Source organism: Phreatobacter stygius (assembly GCF_005144885.1).
In the GTDB taxonomy this organism is placed as follows: Bacteria; Pseudomonadota; Alphaproteobacteria; order Rhizobiales; family Phreatobacteraceae; genus Phreatobacter; species Phreatobacter stygius.
The window spans coordinates 6,872,371-6,888,213 of record NZ_CP039690.1; the positions used below are offsets into that span (position 1 = coordinate 6,872,371).

The 15,843-nt window shown below is 65.9% G+C and carries 11 protein-coding genes; 10 read left to right on the forward strand and 1 reads right to left on the reverse strand.

Features of this window, described 5'->3' with window-relative positions; translation table 11 throughout:
* The first annotated feature begins 116 nt into the window (after positions 1-116).
* The 3 genes from E8M01_RS32485 (at position 117) to E8M01_RS32495 (ending at position 3,981) form a co-directional block, all read left to right on the forward strand.
* Positions 117-1,460, forward strand: coding sequence for a YcaO-like family protein (locus E8M01_RS32485; RefSeq protein WP_136963954.1), 1,344 nt, complete (start codon positions 117-119; stop codon positions 1,458-1,460).
* A 182-nt stretch (positions 1,461-1,642) separates the two neighbouring features.
* Positions 1,643-3,418, forward strand: coding sequence for a peroxidase family protein (locus tag E8M01_RS32490; RefSeq protein WP_170182171.1), 1,776 nt, complete (start codon positions 1,643-1,645; stop codon positions 3,416-3,418).
* Positions 3,419-3,486: 68 nt separating this feature from the next.
* A complete protein-coding gene (locus E8M01_RS32495) occupies positions 3,487-3,981 on the forward strand; it encodes a hypothetical protein (protein ID WP_136963956.1) in 495 nt (164 codons plus the stop codon).
* 6 nt (positions 3,982-3,987) lie between these two features.
* Here the strand turns inward: E8M01_RS32495 and E8M01_RS32500 are convergent, their stop codons facing one another.
* Complete coding sequence (locus tag E8M01_RS32500; RefSeq protein ID WP_136963957.1) at positions 3,988-6,009, reverse strand: BTAD domain-containing putative transcriptional regulator; 2,022 nt, start codon at positions 6,007-6,009, stop codon at positions 3,988-3,990.
* A 256-nt stretch (positions 6,010-6,265) separates the two neighbouring features.
* On the opposite strand from E8M01_RS32500, the gene E8M01_RS35210 reads away from it, so the two are divergent.
* From E8M01_RS35210 to E8M01_RS32530, 7 genes are all read left to right on the forward strand, one after another.
* Entirely contained in the window at positions 6,266-6,667 is a 402-nt protein-coding gene (locus tag E8M01_RS35210; RefSeq protein WP_170182172.1) for a hypothetical protein, read from the forward strand.
* 77 nt (positions 6,668-6,744) lie between these two features.
* Complete coding sequence (locus E8M01_RS32505) at positions 6,745-7,608, forward strand: N-acetylmuramoyl-L-alanine amidase (RefSeq protein WP_170182173.1); 864 nt, start codon at positions 6,745-6,747, stop codon at positions 7,606-7,608.
* A gap of 62 nt (positions 7,609-7,670) precedes the next feature.
* Complete coding sequence (locus E8M01_RS32510; RefSeq protein WP_170182174.1) at positions 7,671-8,378, forward strand: lysozyme; 708 nt, start codon at positions 7,671-7,673, stop codon at positions 8,376-8,378.
* Between the two features lie 103 nt (positions 8,379-8,481).
* On the forward strand, positions 8,482-8,745 hold the full coding sequence (locus E8M01_RS32515; RefSeq protein ID WP_136963960.1) for a hypothetical protein: 264 nt from the start codon (positions 8,482-8,484) through the stop codon (positions 8,743-8,745).
* The gene (locus E8M01_RS32520; RefSeq protein ID WP_136963961.1) at positions 8,742-11,561 is read left to right on the forward strand and encodes a phospholipase D-like domain-containing protein; all 2,820 of its coding nucleotides are present in this window, start codon (positions 8,742-8,744) and stop codon (positions 11,559-11,561) included. Before E8M01_RS32515 ends, E8M01_RS32520 begins: the two co-directional genes overlap by 4 nt.
* Before the next feature lie 13 nt (positions 11,562-11,574).
* Complete coding sequence (locus E8M01_RS32525; protein ID WP_136963962.1) at positions 11,575-13,299, forward strand: trypsin-like serine peptidase; 1,725 nt, start codon at positions 11,575-11,577, stop codon at positions 13,297-13,299.
* Between the two features lie 5 nt (positions 13,300-13,304).
* Complete coding sequence (locus E8M01_RS32530) at positions 13,305-15,842, forward strand: ATP-binding protein (RefSeq protein ID WP_136963963.1); 2,538 nt, start codon at positions 13,305-13,307, stop codon at positions 15,840-15,842.
* The last annotated feature ends 1 nt before the right edge of the window (position 15,843 follow it).

The following is a 15,843-nucleotide window of genomic DNA, read 5'->3' on the forward strand; positions in this document are numbered from 1 at the left end:
CGCGCGACGGGGGCCGCGGGCCCATTTGCAGTCCCTATCCGTTTGCCGCAATACTCCGGGGTTGCCGGTACCCTTGCGTATTTTGCCACGCTGACCTCGCCCCGCGGGCCGCTCCGATGAAGCTTCGCGCCTTTGTTCCAGGAGCCTTCCGGGCCTCGGCCAGCCCAGGGCAGCCTCAGCCGTCCGATCCGGATCTGGTCCGCGATGCCGAGGCTATTCGCCGAGGCCTCTACGGCAATCAACCGGCCGCGACACTCGCGCCGAACCGAGGCACGCTCGATCTTGCCTTTCTCGATGCCGCGGACCGCGCCGAAGCGATTTTCGAAGTCGCCGCTCCCGATGCTCCCGGCCTGGTCTTCATCGGAGCCATGACCGATGCGCGGCGCCACCTCGACCACGCCGGTGCCTCCGCGACCGTCAGCGCCGGCGGCTGCGGCGGCGACTTTCGCCAGGCGTTCCTGGCCTGTGTCGGGGAAATGGCCGAGCGCGTGTCGCAAAGAAGCCCGCACCAAAGCCGCCGGATCGAGGCGGGTTCGGCGGCACCGCTCGGCGAGATCCTCACGCCGCGGGATATCGCCGCACTCGACCAGCTCCTCGGCGATGGAACCAGCGGCAGCCAGGCGGACGCCTCGCTGCCCGCCCATGCGCTGACCCGTGGAGCCGCAACCGCGCTGCCCGCGGCATTGTGCCTTCATCCGATCGATGACGCCGGCGCGGTTTCGCCCGCCCATATCGGCATTGGCTGCGCCTCCGGCCCCGATCCCGAATTCGCCATGCGGGCGGGTCTTCTCGAGTGGGTCGAGCGCGACGCGGCCGCGCTGTGGTGGATGGCCGGCCGGGCGCCGCGCCAGGTTCCACTCGAGACGCTGGAGGAGGCCGGGCTCCTGTCGCTCATTCCGCATGTCCGGCAAGGTCTTGCGACGCGGCGCAGCTGGCTGCTCGACATCACCAGCGACCTGGAAATTCCCTGCGTAGCGAGTGTCTCCTTCGATGCCGACGGAGGCGGTTTCGTGCATGGCTCGGCCGCGCGCCCGACCCTGGCAGCAGCCGCCCGCGCCGCGTTCCTGGAAATGTGTCAGATCGAGGTGGCCCGCCATCTCATCGCACTCAAGATGTCGACCGTCGGAGCTGAACGGCTGGGCGCCGCGGACAAGGCGCATCAGGCCCGTTTCGCCGTCGTCGATGCCGAGCGCTGGTCGATCTTGCAGCCATCCCTGGCGCCAGCGCCGCGGCGCCCCATCGAGGCATCGTCCGGCGACCTCGCCGCGGTGGTCGAACACCTCGCGCGGGCCGACCTGCAGTGCCTGGCGGTCGACCTGACGGTTGCCGAGATCGGCATCCCCGTGTTCAAGACATTCGTGCCCGGACTTCAGCCGCTGCCTTCCGCGATCCGCACGTCGCGGCTCGCCGACGCCGAGCGGCGCGCGAGCCTGCCCGCCATTCCCGTCCCGCTGTTTTGAAGGCCCGTCCAGACCTTGTCCGGACCGGCGCCGGTCGATTCACATTCGGATCACGCTGCCTGCGCAAGTTTCAACCGAACGATCGGCAGGCACGGCAATGCTCGGGGGGCATCATGAACCGGCACGGAGACTACGCGCCTTTGGCAAGCCCGCGGCGATCGCCGCCAGGCGATATGGTCGTGATGGCGTCGACCACGCCCAAGGAACAGCAGAACCCCAGCCAGACGGACTTCGTCCCGCTGATCGATCCCCTGCCTGATGTTGCCGATGCCGACACGACGGCGGCCCTGCTCCTTGCCTATCCCGGAACCCGCGACCGCCACCAGCTCCTGGCCAATCTCGGCGCGCGGATGCTCGACTGGGAGGTCCCGAGCGCGACGGCCAAGCCCACTCCGACGGACGAGCGGACGGCGCCGGCGGGATATACCTATCTTGGCCAGTTCATCGCCCATGATCTCAGCTTCGCCGCGGATCGCATCCCGATATCGAAGGCCGGCGTTCCGAACGCCCAGGTTCTCGACAACATGCGCGAGACACAGCTGCAGCTCGAATCCATTTACGGCGGAGGTCCCCGGGAATTTCCGCTCGGCTATGTCTGCCCGATCTCGCCGACCGTGGCGGGCCGCCGCCGCACGGCCCGCACCCATCTCAGGCTCGGAGCGATCCACGCGGTTCAGCCGGACATGACCCTGGTCAAGGCCGGCAGCGACCTGCCGCGTCTCGCCTGCCCCTTCCTTGACAGCGCAACGGCGCCCGTCGCCGGCCCGGGCGTCATCGCCCAAGGGGCAACCGACGTCCTGATTGCCGACCCGCGCAACGACGACCACGCATTGATCTCGCAATTGACCGTGCTGTTCTGCCGATTGCACAACAAGATCGCCGATTCGATCGTCGCGACGGCCGAGGCCGGCGCCGCGGGAGGCGATGGGGCGATCGACTATTACGGCCTGTTCGAACGGGCGCGAAAGGCGACCACCGCGATCTACCGCAATGTCGTCTGGAACGACTATTTGCGCCGGATGCTCGACCAGGACATCTTCGAGCGCTATGCGCCCCGGCGCAACGACATCCATCGTCCGGTCGGTTTTCTGACGGTGCCGCGGCCAGGACGTGTCGCTGTCGAATTCTCCCATGCGGCCTTCCGCTTCGGCCACGCCATGGTTCGGGCGAAATATCGGCTCGGCAATATCAGGCATTTCGAACTGGACGCCATCCTCGAGCTGAATTCCACCGAACATCCCGGTCTCATGCCTTTCGATGCGACCTGGCTCGCGGACTGGTTCCGGTTCTTCGACGGCAACGGCACCCCGCCAGCCGATTTCATGTATTCGCGCCCGCTCGGACCGACAGTCACGCCAATGGGCCCCGACGTCGTCTTTCTGAACGACGAAGCCGGCGGCCCCCCGCTTCTGTCGCTCAGCGTCGTCAAGTCCGGCCGGACGATCCCCGCCCGTGGCATCGCGACCCGCGATCTCGTGCGCAGCTGCAGCGTGCCCATGGCTTCGGTCGACGCGGTGCTCGCAACCATGGCGCAGGACGAAACGATGAAGGCGATCATCGCGCGCCATCCGCTGCTCGCCGACAAACGGGAGCGCACCGGCCGCATCGCCCGATGGCTCGATGCACCAGGATTGTTCGGCGTGGAAAAGGACGTCCAGTTCGCCGAGAAAGACATCAAGTTCCTGGCGGCCAATCCACCCTTGTTCTTCTTTGTGCTGTTCGAGGCCGAGCAGGTCGGCCACGGCATCAGGCTCGGCCCGGTCGGCTCTTTCATCCTGGCCGAGATGATCTTTTCCAAGCTCGCCGTGCCGTCTCCAGGCGGGCCGCCGCGCGGCCATAGCGGACATTACGCGGATCTGCTGAACCTGCCGCCGGCGGTCGATCAGGACCTTCGCCGGGTCTTCGGCGCCAATGCTCCGGAAACGATGATCGACATCGTCAAGTCGCTGGCGCCATGAGCCGCTCCCCGGCCGGCGATCGCGCCACCGTCCGGGTCGTCGCAGATTGGGGCGCTGGAGCGAAGATCATGGACAACGAGTCTCTCCCCTATACAGGGCACCAGCAGGTCAAGGACCTGATCGCCAGCAACAACGTCGAGAAGCTGGCGTCACTGCGCCAGGACTACATGGACTATTTCGCCCAGAACCAATGCGAGCCGATCGGCGGCGGCGGCTGGAACGAACTCGGCCAATATTTCCTCGGCCTGGCGATCATGGGATCGCACGGCATGAGGCAGACACGGCAACAGTTCGAGGCGGCGACGGCAGGCATGCTCAAGCAGCCCATCCCGGCATGGATCACCACCGTCGAATATGTCCAGACGGATCTGAACGGCATCTATTATCTGGCCCTGCCGCCGCAGGATCTTGCGCGGCAGGCCTCGATCCATGCGACCAACCCCGCGGCCAAGGACACCGACTACGTCGTGCCGCCGATCTACCAGGGACTGAAGCCCAACCTGTCACCGGAGCAGATCCTCAACACGCGCATCTGCGACTACGTCATCTCGCATTGCGGCTGAGCGCTCTCAGGGATGACGCGGGATCTCGGCCTCCGCGGGGACCGCGAGCCCGGCACCAACGACGCCTTCTCTCAGGCTTTCCCAGACATGCCTTTCCTTGATCGGAAAGGCATGCAGGAACCAGGCGGCCAGCCGGCTTTCCGTCGCCAGCTCCGTCGAGGCCCAGCGCGCCCGCGTCTGTTCGACGAAATGCGAGATGGCGAGGCGCGCCTCTTCGCCACGGCCAAGATGAGCAAGCGTCGCCGCCTTCCAGGCGGCGAGATCGCCAATGATGTCGCCGGCCTGCTCATAGGCCGAGAGCGCGCCGGCATAGTCGCCGGCCATGAAGCGCACCGCCCCCTGATAGGCGGAATGGAAGGCGGTCGGCTTGAGGCCCCATGTCAGGGCCTTGCGGACGGTGGCGATGGCATAGTCGACATCACCGCAATAGGCGCAGCCGAGCGCGGCCGAATTGATCGTCCAGGGATCGTTCTCGTTCAGCTCGAGCGCCATGGTGAAGGCCGCATAGGCCTGATCGAACTGGCGGTTCATCGCCGAGGCCCAGCCGAGCGCCAGATGCGCCCGGGAATCGAACGGGTCGCAGCGCACCGCCTGGCGCGAATGTTCAAGCCCGGCGGCCTCGCGCTCGGCTGATCGGAAGACCCCCGGCAGTGCCAGGTGCTCCATGCTCTCCAGTTGCGCCAGGCTGGAATAGGCCGGCGAGAAATTTGGTGAGTCCTTCAGAATGGCCTGGTAGATGCCGCGGGCCTTATCCCGCTCCGGCTTCCAGTTCATGATGATGGTCTGGCCGCGCAGCCATCGGTCGTAGATCGCCAGCGAGACATCCGGCGCGCCCGACGAATTCAACAGCCGGGCCGTCGAGATATGCAGGTTCATCGTCGTCGCGATACGCGCCAGCACCTCGCGTTCGATATCGAACCAGCTGTCGAGATTGAACCGGAAGCTGTCGCTCCAGATCAGGCTCGCCGCCGGATGCTCGCGCACGGAGATATTGATCTTGAGCTGGCTACCGGCCTGCATGACGAAGGCGTCGATCCAGATCTGCTGCGGCCAGCGCGTCTGGAACGCGGCCGGCGGGCCGGCCGGCACGTGCTGGCCATCGATGATCGCCCATTCGCGAAAACGGACGAGCTTCGAGATCAGTTCCTGCCGAAGCCCGGTGACCAGATAGGCCGATTGCGGATTGACACCCCGGGTGTCGAATGGCGCGACCACCACGGCGCATTGCGGCGGCGCCTTCATCCGCAGATTGGCTGGCGCGGTGTCGACCAGTTCGGCCGGCGGGGCGGCCGGGGTCGAAGCCAATGGCGCCGGTGGCGGCGCGCTCTTCAGGCGAACCGCCAGGGCCTGGGTTTCCGGCGACGGCTCCTCGTCGTACTCGTCGGCCAGATGATCCCAAAGCTGCTTGTAGACCTTGAGCGCGGCGGCCAGTTCGCCGCGCGCCGCGCGCGCCTTCATCAGCTGTCGGCAGGCATGTTCGTTGGTGGCGTCGATATTGACCAGCGCGGTTGCCGCCGCAATCGTCCGCTCATCGCCGAGATCGCCGTCGACCAGCGCCAGCAGCGCCCGATCCATTCGCTCGCGCAGCAGGCGTCGATGAATGGCCAGCCAGACGTCGAAGCCTGGATCCAGGCCGTCGAAACCGGCAAGCAGGGCTTCGTGCGGCTCATACATCGCGGTGAGGACGGCGGGAACCTCACCCCGGTCCAGCCGGTCCAGCGTCGTCGCGACATCGAATGCGACGGCCTGGCGTTCCAGCCGGACCACGTCCCGGTCCGGCGCGAAGCCGGCGAAGCCGTTCGCCTCCAGGGTCTCCCGAAGCCCGTGCAGAACTTGCCGCAGCGAGGCGCGCGCCTTGTCTTCAGGGAACTCGCTCCACAAGAGCCCGCACAACCGCTCACGCGTGTCGGAGGGAAGCGGATTCAGCAACAGGTAAACGAGGAGTGCTTGTGCCTTTTTGCTGCGCAACTCAATGCGTTTTCCGGCCATGGCAAGATCAAAACCGCCAAGCGCCACGATCGATAGCATCAGCACCGTCCCTGCCTTCTTCAGCCGATGAGAAACGACATCAGCCGTGGCGACGCCTGAAGTCCGTACGCAAGTTCATCCACCCGTGAACAAGGTATTATATTGCCTACGATAAGAACAGTCCCGTTATCGGACGCTGCAGCCGCCGGCGGAACCTCGCCTTGGCGCTCACGATCGGATCACGGCAGCGCCCTACCCTGACTTGAGACACGAGGCAGGCACACCAGCCTCGACCGAACGCAGCGGGTGGGGGCTCATGCGGACCGAGTACTTTTTTGCGGCATGTATCGGCGCGGTGGTCCTGGCTTTTGTCGGCTGGCAGATCGGCAGAATGCGGCGCAGCGAACAGGCCGCCGGCAACGCGCTGAGCACCTCGGGCCTGCCGCCGAGCATGGTCCTGACCACCGCGACGGTCGCGACGACCATTTTTGTCGGTTTCATTCGGCATGTGCTCGACAAGGCGTTCAGTGCCGAGGCCACCGCGAAGGTCGGCTTCGCCTCCGTCGCGGGCCTCCTGCTGGTCGGCATGGCGGCCTTCATCGGCAGCATCGACGCCGTTCCGGTGGCCGAACTCGAGCGGTCGTCGCTCAGCATCGAGAACGCCACCGACACGATCGAGGGCGTCAGGAAGACCATCCAGAAAATCCAGGTCCCCTAGCTCCCGACCTGCGACACGAACAGACGATTGGAATGGCAGCCCTTCCCGAGGAGCGACCACTTTCGAGAGGCGAAACCATGAGCATCACGAACCACTGGATCGATGGCATCGACAGGATCAACCTGCTGCATAACGGGGCCAATCAGACGCCGCGCCTCGTCGTCATCCACTATTCGGTGACCAACACCGTGGCTGCTGCCGTCGAAGCGCTGAACAGCCAGCGGCTCAGCTACCACATCCTGATCGAGAAGGATGGCGAGGCCTTTCAGACGCGCCGGTTCACCGAGAGCGCCGCCCATCCCGGCCTGAGCAATTGGAAGGCCGCAGGCAATGTCGGGCTCGGCCATTCGGTCCAACTGGGCTCGGTCGGCATCTGCCTGATGAACAAAGGTTTTGATTTCGACGCTTCGTCGCCGAACGCACCGGGCCAGCTCATCTACAATCCGGACGATCCATCCATGCAGCGCTGGGAGACCTATCCCAGGCCGCAGCTCGCCGCCTGCAAGCGCATCGTCCGGGACATCATCGACACCTATGACATCCAGGAGGTGGTGGGCCACCACGACATCGCCATCATGGGCAAATTCGATCCCGGCCCGCTGTTCGACATTGCCGGCCTCAACGTGCTGATCGCCAGCGCACCCCGCCTTGGCTTTCGTACGACCGTCAGATCACCCGACGGCAGGCTCAGGCTCAGGCGCGGCCCCTCGGCCGAGACCGCCGTCGTCGCCGAATTGCAGAATGGCCGCGAGGTCCATGTCCGCTCGATCGCCTATGGCCCGAGGAGCCATTGCATCGACCCGAATGCGTCGGGCCGAAAGCGCTATCTGACGCGCTGGGCGTCGGTCGGCATCGACGGCGCCGACAGACATGCCGGCTTCGTCAACATGAAGTTCCTCGCGGCCACGCCGCTGACCGCCTCGCTCGCAGCCTTTCTCTGACCACCGTTCCGATCGCCGTCGAAGCCTTCGGCGGGATGATCGCATCACCGGGAGCGCAGCACATGACAACCAGCCCAAAATCCGCCGCCGCGACCGCCGGCGCAAGAAACAGACCGGCCAAGGCGAGCCTCGCCGCGGTGCAGAGCGTATCGCGCGAGGGGCTGATGGAGCTCATCGGCCACGAAGGGATCGTGCAGACCCGCTACAAGGATTCCGTCGGCGTCTGGACCATTGGCGTCGGCCACACCAAATCGGCCGGCCCACCCAATCCGGTAGCCTTCCTGGGCACCATGACCATTGCCGAGGTCTATGACCTGTTCCGGCGCGACATCGCGAAATATGAGGCGGATGTCCGCTCGGTGCTGACGGTCGCCGTCTCGCAGACCGAGTTCGACGCTCTCGTGTCGTTCCATTTCAACACCGGCGGCATCAGGAGAGCCTCCCTGGTGCAATCGCTCAATGCCGGGGACCGGCAGTCGGCGGCGGCCCAGTTCATGAACTGGAGCAGGCCCGCCGAGATCATCCCGCGACGCAAGAAAGAGCAGAAGCTGTTCGCCCAGGGGCACTATTCCGGTGGCGGCAAGGCAACGGTCTACCCCGCCGATGCCGACGGCAAGGTGAAGTGGAATCAGGGCCGCATCATCGACCTCGCCAGCGTGTTGGACCGGCGCGCCGCCAATACCCTGGAAACGCCGGCAGCCGCGGCAAGGCCGCGGACGGCCGCCCGCAAAGATGCAGCGCGACGGGCGTCGCGCTCGAAGCTGCCCTAGCGGCGGACGGAGGGGGCGGTCGCGGGGCCCTGCACAGGCCGACGACCTCCTGCCGCGGCCGCCTCCCTCCACCGTCGCTGCGCCAATTCCGAAGGACCGATCCATGTCCAACGCCGAGACCCACAATCGAGATGGTTCTGCCCTCGCCCGCTCCGGCGGCGGCGGCTTGCGCGCCACGCTCGATCGTTGCGGTGCGCTCATCCGCCTCGACGGACTGGACCTGCCCGGCGGGTTCAAACGCATCTCGAGCCTTTCGGGAGGGGCGATCACCGCCATCACGACCGATCAGGCACCGCCACCGGCCCGGCCGCGACCGCGCCGGAGCTTGTCCCAGTCCATCGACACGGATTCGGAAGGGCAGTCATGACGACAACCCAACAGCTCACCGAGGCGAACCGGCGGTTCCTCGACGAACTGCGGCGGCGCAATCCGGAGGATGCTCAGCACCTCAGTGATCGCCTCGCCCAGGCACTGGCCGGCGCGCCGACAATGGAAGCGACATCAGGCGACAGCGACAGCCAGATCCACGTGGCGCTGGAGACGATCGTCAGCGAGAGCCGGCCGGTTCTCTTCGCCAAGGCCGACAGGATCGATTTCGCCGATCTGCCGAACCTCAGCCGAGAAGCGCAGGGCATGGTCGACCTCCTGCAGCGGCGCGCGGCGGACATCCAGCCGATCCTGCCGCTTGTCGGACGGGTCAACGTGTCGGGCTTCCCGGGCGGCAGCGACTATCTCGGGACGGGTTGGTTCATCGACGAGGACATCGTCGTCACCAACCGCCACGTCGCGGTGCTGATCGCCCAACCGAACGGCCGACAATTCGAATTCACCGCGGGTGCCGCCGGCAAACCGATCGCGGTCACGCTCGACACAAAGCGCCAAAAGGGCGATGACGGCCTCGACGGCACCCGCGCCTACGCGGTCGAGAGCGTCCTCTACATCGAACCGAAGAGCGGGCCCAACGACATCGCATTCCTGCGCGTGCGCCGCGCGGCAACCGGCGACAGGCCGAAGGCCATTCCGGTCGCAAAGACGGATGCCGCAGCGGGAACCGCGGTTTGCGCCATTGGCTATCCGGCCGAAGGCGACCCTGCCGCGATACCCGACCAGGCCCTGATGCGCCGCCTCTATCAGAGCCAGTTCAACGTCAAGCGTGTCGCGCCCGGGCTGGTGATGGCATCGACGGATGCTTCCGCCTCGCACGACTGCACGACAATGGGTGGCAATTCGGGCTGCGTCGTCTACGATCCGGCACGCGGTTTTGCGGTCGGGCTGCACTTTGCGGGCATATGGCGGGAGCGCAATCTCGCGGTTCGGGCGAGCGTGCTGCAGGACTATGTGAACAGGCGCCGCTGGCTGGCGCCGATATCGGTCGAGACCGGCGGCAAGGCCGACACATCCGGCGGCGAACCGGGCCTGCGCCGGCCTTCCAGCGACGACGATGCCGGCGCGGCGCCGGTGCGAGCGAACCCGACCACCGGTTCGGCAAGCTGGACCATCCCGTTGACAATCACCGTCAGTGTCGGCCAGCCCTCGCTGGCGTTCGGAACCACCGTGGCGACGCCGGATGCCGGTGACGGCGTCAGGCCGGCCCCGTTGGCGGCGGCCGTCAGCGCCTTCTGGAGCGAGCGTCCGAACGGCATCGTGGCGGTTCGCGCCGGCTTTCTCGACGCGGATGAAACGGTTGGCGAGGAGCCCTGCATCGCGGCCTCGGTGCATCCGGACCAGTGGCGCTTGGGCGCGGCCGCCGCGCCGGCGACGTTCATGGGTTATCGGGTTCGCTATGACGCGGCCGATCTGACCGAGCAGATGGACACGGTGATCCGCCCCGAGGCGATCACCTCGATTGCCTATGACGACACCAACCGCAGCGGCGATGCCTTCTCGTTCGAGACGGTCAATGAGCCCATGCGTGTCCGGCTTCACGTCGGGCCGGAATATTCCTGGGATGAGCTCAAGGCCTTTCTCGGCGGCGTGACGACCGGACTCGTGTCGGCCATTTACGAATTCCACGCCGAACATATCAAGGAGGCCATCGAGGAGCGCCTCGAAGCCGGCGCGGATGTCCGCCTGGTGATGGACATCGTCACCTTGTCCGACGCTGCCGGCAAAGACGGCGAGTTCGATCGCGAGGCCGTTTTCGACGCATGGCGGACGGCCTATGCCGGGCGCTTCCACGCCATCGTTCCGCGGGAAGGCGCGCGCGGCCTCGTCGCGCGGGCCTATCACATCAAGGTCAGCGTCCGGCAGGACGATACGATCTGGCTCTCGTCCGGCAACTGGAAACACGGCTCCAGCCAGCCCGTCGTCACGCAGGACATGCGCGACAATGCCGGCCGCAAGGACTTGCCGGGCAATCGCGAGTGGCATGTGGTGATGGCGAGCCCGACGCTCGCCAAGCGCTTCCGCGCCCATATCGAGCAGGACTTCGCGCGTTCAGTTGAGCTGAACGGTCAAGTGCTGGCGGAAGCAAGCGACCTCGATCCCCTCGTCGACGTGCCGATCGCGGCCCTCGAATCCGTCGTGCCCGAGCGGAAGCCGCCGTCGAAAATCCTCGAGCCCAGGGAGATCGACCGGCCTATCCGCGTCCGCCCCTTGCTGACACCGGACCAGCGCGGCGCGGTCTATTCGGAGGCCGTCCTCGAACTCATGCGCTCGGCCCGGCACAGCCTGCTGTTCCAGATCCCCTATATCGGCATGCCGTCGCGGCCCGACGACGACCGAGGCTATATCGACGAGCTCATCGCCGTCCTGACCGACAAGCTGAGGACGCTCGCCCATGCCCGCGTCATCCTGCGCACCGGCGGCAGCCACCTCAGCAATCCGACCCACGCCGCCTGGCACTTCAAGGCGCAGGGCGTCGACATCGCGGGCCGACTGCGTCAGATCGACAACCATCATACCAAGGGAATGATCGTCGACGGCAGGCGCGTGCTGATCGGCAGCCACAACTGGAGCGGTGAAGGCGTGACGCTGAACCGCGATGCGTCGCTGATCTTCTATGACGACGAAGTGGCGGCCTATTACGCCGAAGCTTTCAACATCGACTGGGACCGCGCACGGCCGATCAACCCGAAAAAGTCGGCCAAGGCCGAAACCGTCATTCTCGCCGCGCGCGGCGATGCGCCACCGCCGGGCTATCGGCGCGTGCGGTTGTCGGCGTTGAGCGCCGGCGACGCCTGAACGGAGGGTCGCCATGCCAGAATTTGAAGCGAGGCTGGGCTATATCGAGCGGCAAGTATCGGCGATCTATGCCGTCTGCCGGATCGAGGTCGATGGCCAACCCCAGGGCACCGGCTTCCTGGTCGGTCCGGAGGCGGTGCTGACCAATCACCACGTGTTGGCGCTGGTCGATGCCTTGGCGGCCGATGGCGTCAACCTGCAGAAATCGGTCACCTGCCGGTTCGACTACGATGTTCGGCAGGACGGAACCATCCAGCCAGGCGAGACGGTCGAAGCCCTGATGTGCCTGGCCTCCAGCCCGGCCTCCGCGTGGGAGCGCAAGGAGCCGGGAGCGACAGCCCATCCAGCCCCGGCGGAGCTCGACTATGCCCTGCTCAGGCTGGCACGACCATTCGCTCAGACCTATACGCCGCTCGGCCTGCTGCGCGGCTGGATCACGCTCCCCGAAATTCAGCCGCCGATCCGCCGGGAACGGGTCAACCTCGTGCAGCACCCCCTGGGTCAGCCGGCCTGCATCAACTCCGACGGAGCCGGTGTTACCGGTTTCCTTTCGGGGGCAAAGAACCGGCTGATCTACACCCCCGAAGCGCTGCCCGGATCTTCTGGGTCACCCTGCTTCAACGACGACTGGAACCTCATCGCCCTGCACAACTGGCGCAGCGATGCCGAGCGCCGCGGTATCCCGATCGGCCTCGTTCGCGCCGACATCGTCGCCAGGGGACAGGGCGGTGTTATCCGCCCCGCGCCGACGAGATCCGCCTTCAACGTGTTGCAGGATCGTCTGATGGCCTTGCGCCAGGCCGCCGATCACGACGGTGCGGTGCGGAATTTTCTGAGGGCATCGGCACACGTACTCGACGGCATTTCAGCGGCGCTCAGGCGACTTCAGATTTACAAGGAACTGCACGAATTCCTGCACAACGTGCAGACCGGTTCCCTGCCCGGCCTGCTGGCCGCGGCTCCGCTGAAAGGCAGCTTGCGCCGAAGCCAAATTACCGAGGCGGCCGACACCCTTGCCTTGAAGCTGGACGAGCCGACCGCCAGCGCCAGCGCGCTGCCGCCCGATGGACTGCACGGCGCAACCGCGCAGCTCGCCTGGCTGAACGAAATGCGGGAGCTCGCGGCACGCTTGAGCGCGCCGCAAGCGGATGGACGACGCGAAATCCTGAAAATCCGCCGGCTCGTCCGCCAGCGGATGCAGAGCCTGAACGAGGCATTGCGGGCCGAAGCCGACCGGATCGATTTCGACCAATTGCGCCAGCTCTTGGCCGATTCCATGGACTTCGCGGCCGTCGCGGGTCCCATCGGCAATCGCGACGCGCGCGCCGAAGAAGCGATCAGGATCAAGGAGGAGCTGCAACGCCACGTCCGTCGCCATGGCCGATGGCAGGCGAGCGAGAACGACCAGATGTTGCTGGAGGATCTTGTCATCGACGAGGTCGTTCAGGCGCCGGTCGCCTTTACCGAATCCTGGGAGCCGACCCTGGATCAGGTGCAACAGCTCTGCGGCGACGACCTGAACTCCCCGATTCTCAACGATCTCGCCGATTGCGGCGAAGAACTCGACGCTGCGGTCAAGGCGGGTCGATGGGACGATGCGCCCGAGGTCTTCGGACGGTTCCGGCGCCGAACCATGCGGGCGTTCTCGGACGCGGATCGCGATCTGCTCAAGCAGGCACGTCAGATCGCCGAACTCGGACAGCCCATCAACGCTCTTCTCGCCTTCGTGAGGGGATAACCGTCATGACCGATGCTGCGACCGACTATTCCGGTTTCGAAACGCTCCAGGAGCTTCAGGACGAGAACCTGAAGCGGATGCGCGCCTGGCGCGAGAAACTCAAGGCCAGGCAGGACAGGCCCGACCCCGGCGACGTCGACATCTTCATCACGAAGACGATCGCCACCGGTCAACGTCTCTGGTCCCGGCAGGAACGGGAGCTGGCTCAATCCGCGCTGGACTTCTGGACGACCGAGCTGACGAGCCTCGGCAGGTCCGTCCCGGGAGATGCGGGTGGTCCCAACCTCGCTCCCTTCGATGAAAAGGGCCTCCCGAAGCTTGGCGAAACCTCGCCATTCAAGGGATTGAGGGCCTATGAGGAACAAGACGCGGCAAACTTCCACGGCCGCGAAGGCGCGTCAAAGGCGCTTGCCGACCGGGTCCTGGCGCGGCCGCTCGTGGTCGTCACCGGACCTTCGGGGAGCGGCAAGACCTCTCTGATATCAGCGGGACTTCTGCCCGAGCTCAGGAAGCGCGGCGTCATTGGGGACAATGGCGAACTGGCCCTGGTGCATATCAGCGCCCCGACCTCCAATCCCCTGGACGAGGTGATCGAGATCCTGCTCGACCCCGCGGCCAATGGCGAAGCGGTGCGGAAGGCGCGGCAGCAGATCGAGAGCGAACCCGACATCCTGGGCGCGCTGCTCGAGGCCAGGTTCGGCAAGCCGGTCTTGATGATCATCGACCAGTTCGAGGAAATATTGACCTCGGCCGCGCCGAATCCGGGGCGTGACGCCTTTGCGCGCGCGATCGCCAGCTTGCCCGCCGACAGCCACGTGGTCATCGGGCTGCGCAACGATTACCTCGACGAACTGCGCCAGCTCCCGGAACTTGGTCTCCTCGCCAATCAGCGGGGTGCCCGGTTTTCGCCTCCACCGATGTCGCCCGCCGAACTCAAGCGCATCATCATGGCAACGGCCGACGGGAGCGGCCTTCGTTTCGCCGATGGCGTTTGCGACGAGCTGGTCAAATCCATCGCAGGTGAACCGACGGGCTTGCCTCTGCTCCAGTTCACCTTGAACGAGATGTGGCATGCGGCCAGATCGGGCAACACGAACTGGATATCGCGCGCCATTGCGCAGAAGGTGGGCCCGCCGCGAGAGGCGCTGAAACGGGCTGCCGAACGGGTCTATGCCGAGCTGTCGGATGAGGACAAGGAACTCACCCGCGACCTGTTCCTGGATCTGGTCGCCTTCAGCATCGATCGCGAGTTCATGCGCCAGCCGCGCAGCCGCGGCGAACTGCGGAGCAACCGCAACCCCGAAGCGGTGGATCGTGTACTCGACCGCTTCACCGAAGCCGGGCTGCTCAGGGTCGAGAACAGCCGCGCGCGCACCGAGGACTGGTACGACGTCACGCATGAGACCCTGATCGGCAACTGGTCGCGGCTCAGGGATTGGCTGATCGAGGCGCGCAAGGCCAACCGGAGCTTTCTCCGAATGCGTGAGATTGCCCGGCTCTGGGCAAGTCATGACAAGGCCGAGGGTTACCTGATCTCCGGCCGCGCCCTTGACGAGGCGCGCAATTATCGGGGGCGATCCGCCACGCTCGACGAGCTCATCTTCGCGAGCGAGGCGAAGGAAAACAGAAGCCGACGGCGTGACCGGATGGGGCTGGCCGCAGCCGTTTCGCTGGTCCTGGCGGTCATCATTGCCATGCCGTTCTATTACGTACGGCAGGTTCAGCAGGAGAGCTTGGTCGCGATCGCATCCGCGCGCGCCGAGCTGGACCGCATCAAGGCCGAAGCGCGCGCAAGTCTGGATGGCCTCAACCAGGGCGAAATCGAACCACTGCGGAAATTCCTGCGCGACTATGGCGACGCACAGCCCGAGGAGTTGGCGCGTCTGGCGGTCCAGCGCAGGCCGGGAGGCCAAGGCAGCGACATCCGCTCGCAGATCGTGGCGACCTCGCAGAGGTCGATCAGACCGGCAGATCCACGCGCAACCTGCCAAGGTCATCTATGGCTCGGCAGTGCCGACAATCCGAAGGTCGTGCCGCTTCCCTCGGCTGGCGACGCCGCGGTCGGCAAGACCCTGACCTTGACCGCCAATGTCCGCTTGCGCGCTGGCGAACCCACGGCGAACTACCTTATGGCAAGGCAGATCGGTGTCGTTCCGGTCGACGCCGCGGTGACCATCCGTGGGCCGGTCGCCGCCCGCCGGCGAAGCACCGGTGATCAGCTTTGGGCGCCCGTGGAAACAGCCCGGCAATATTGCACCAATGTCTTTGTTCAATATGTCGGGGACGCCGCGCGTGTTCCGGATCTGCGCAAGGTCCTGGCCGACGCGGGCTTTCAGGTGCCCGCGGCCGAACAGATCGAGACTGCGCGGGGGCGCTCCGAGGTCAGGTATTTTTATGCCGCCGACAGGCCGATGGCGACCGAGGTGGCGCAGCGTCTCGCCGTCTACAACAACGGACGGCCGCTCGCCCTGAGCCCGCTCCTGGATCTCCCGGCCAGGCCGCCGGAAAGCACGATGGAAGTCTGGATCGATCTGGGGAGGTGAC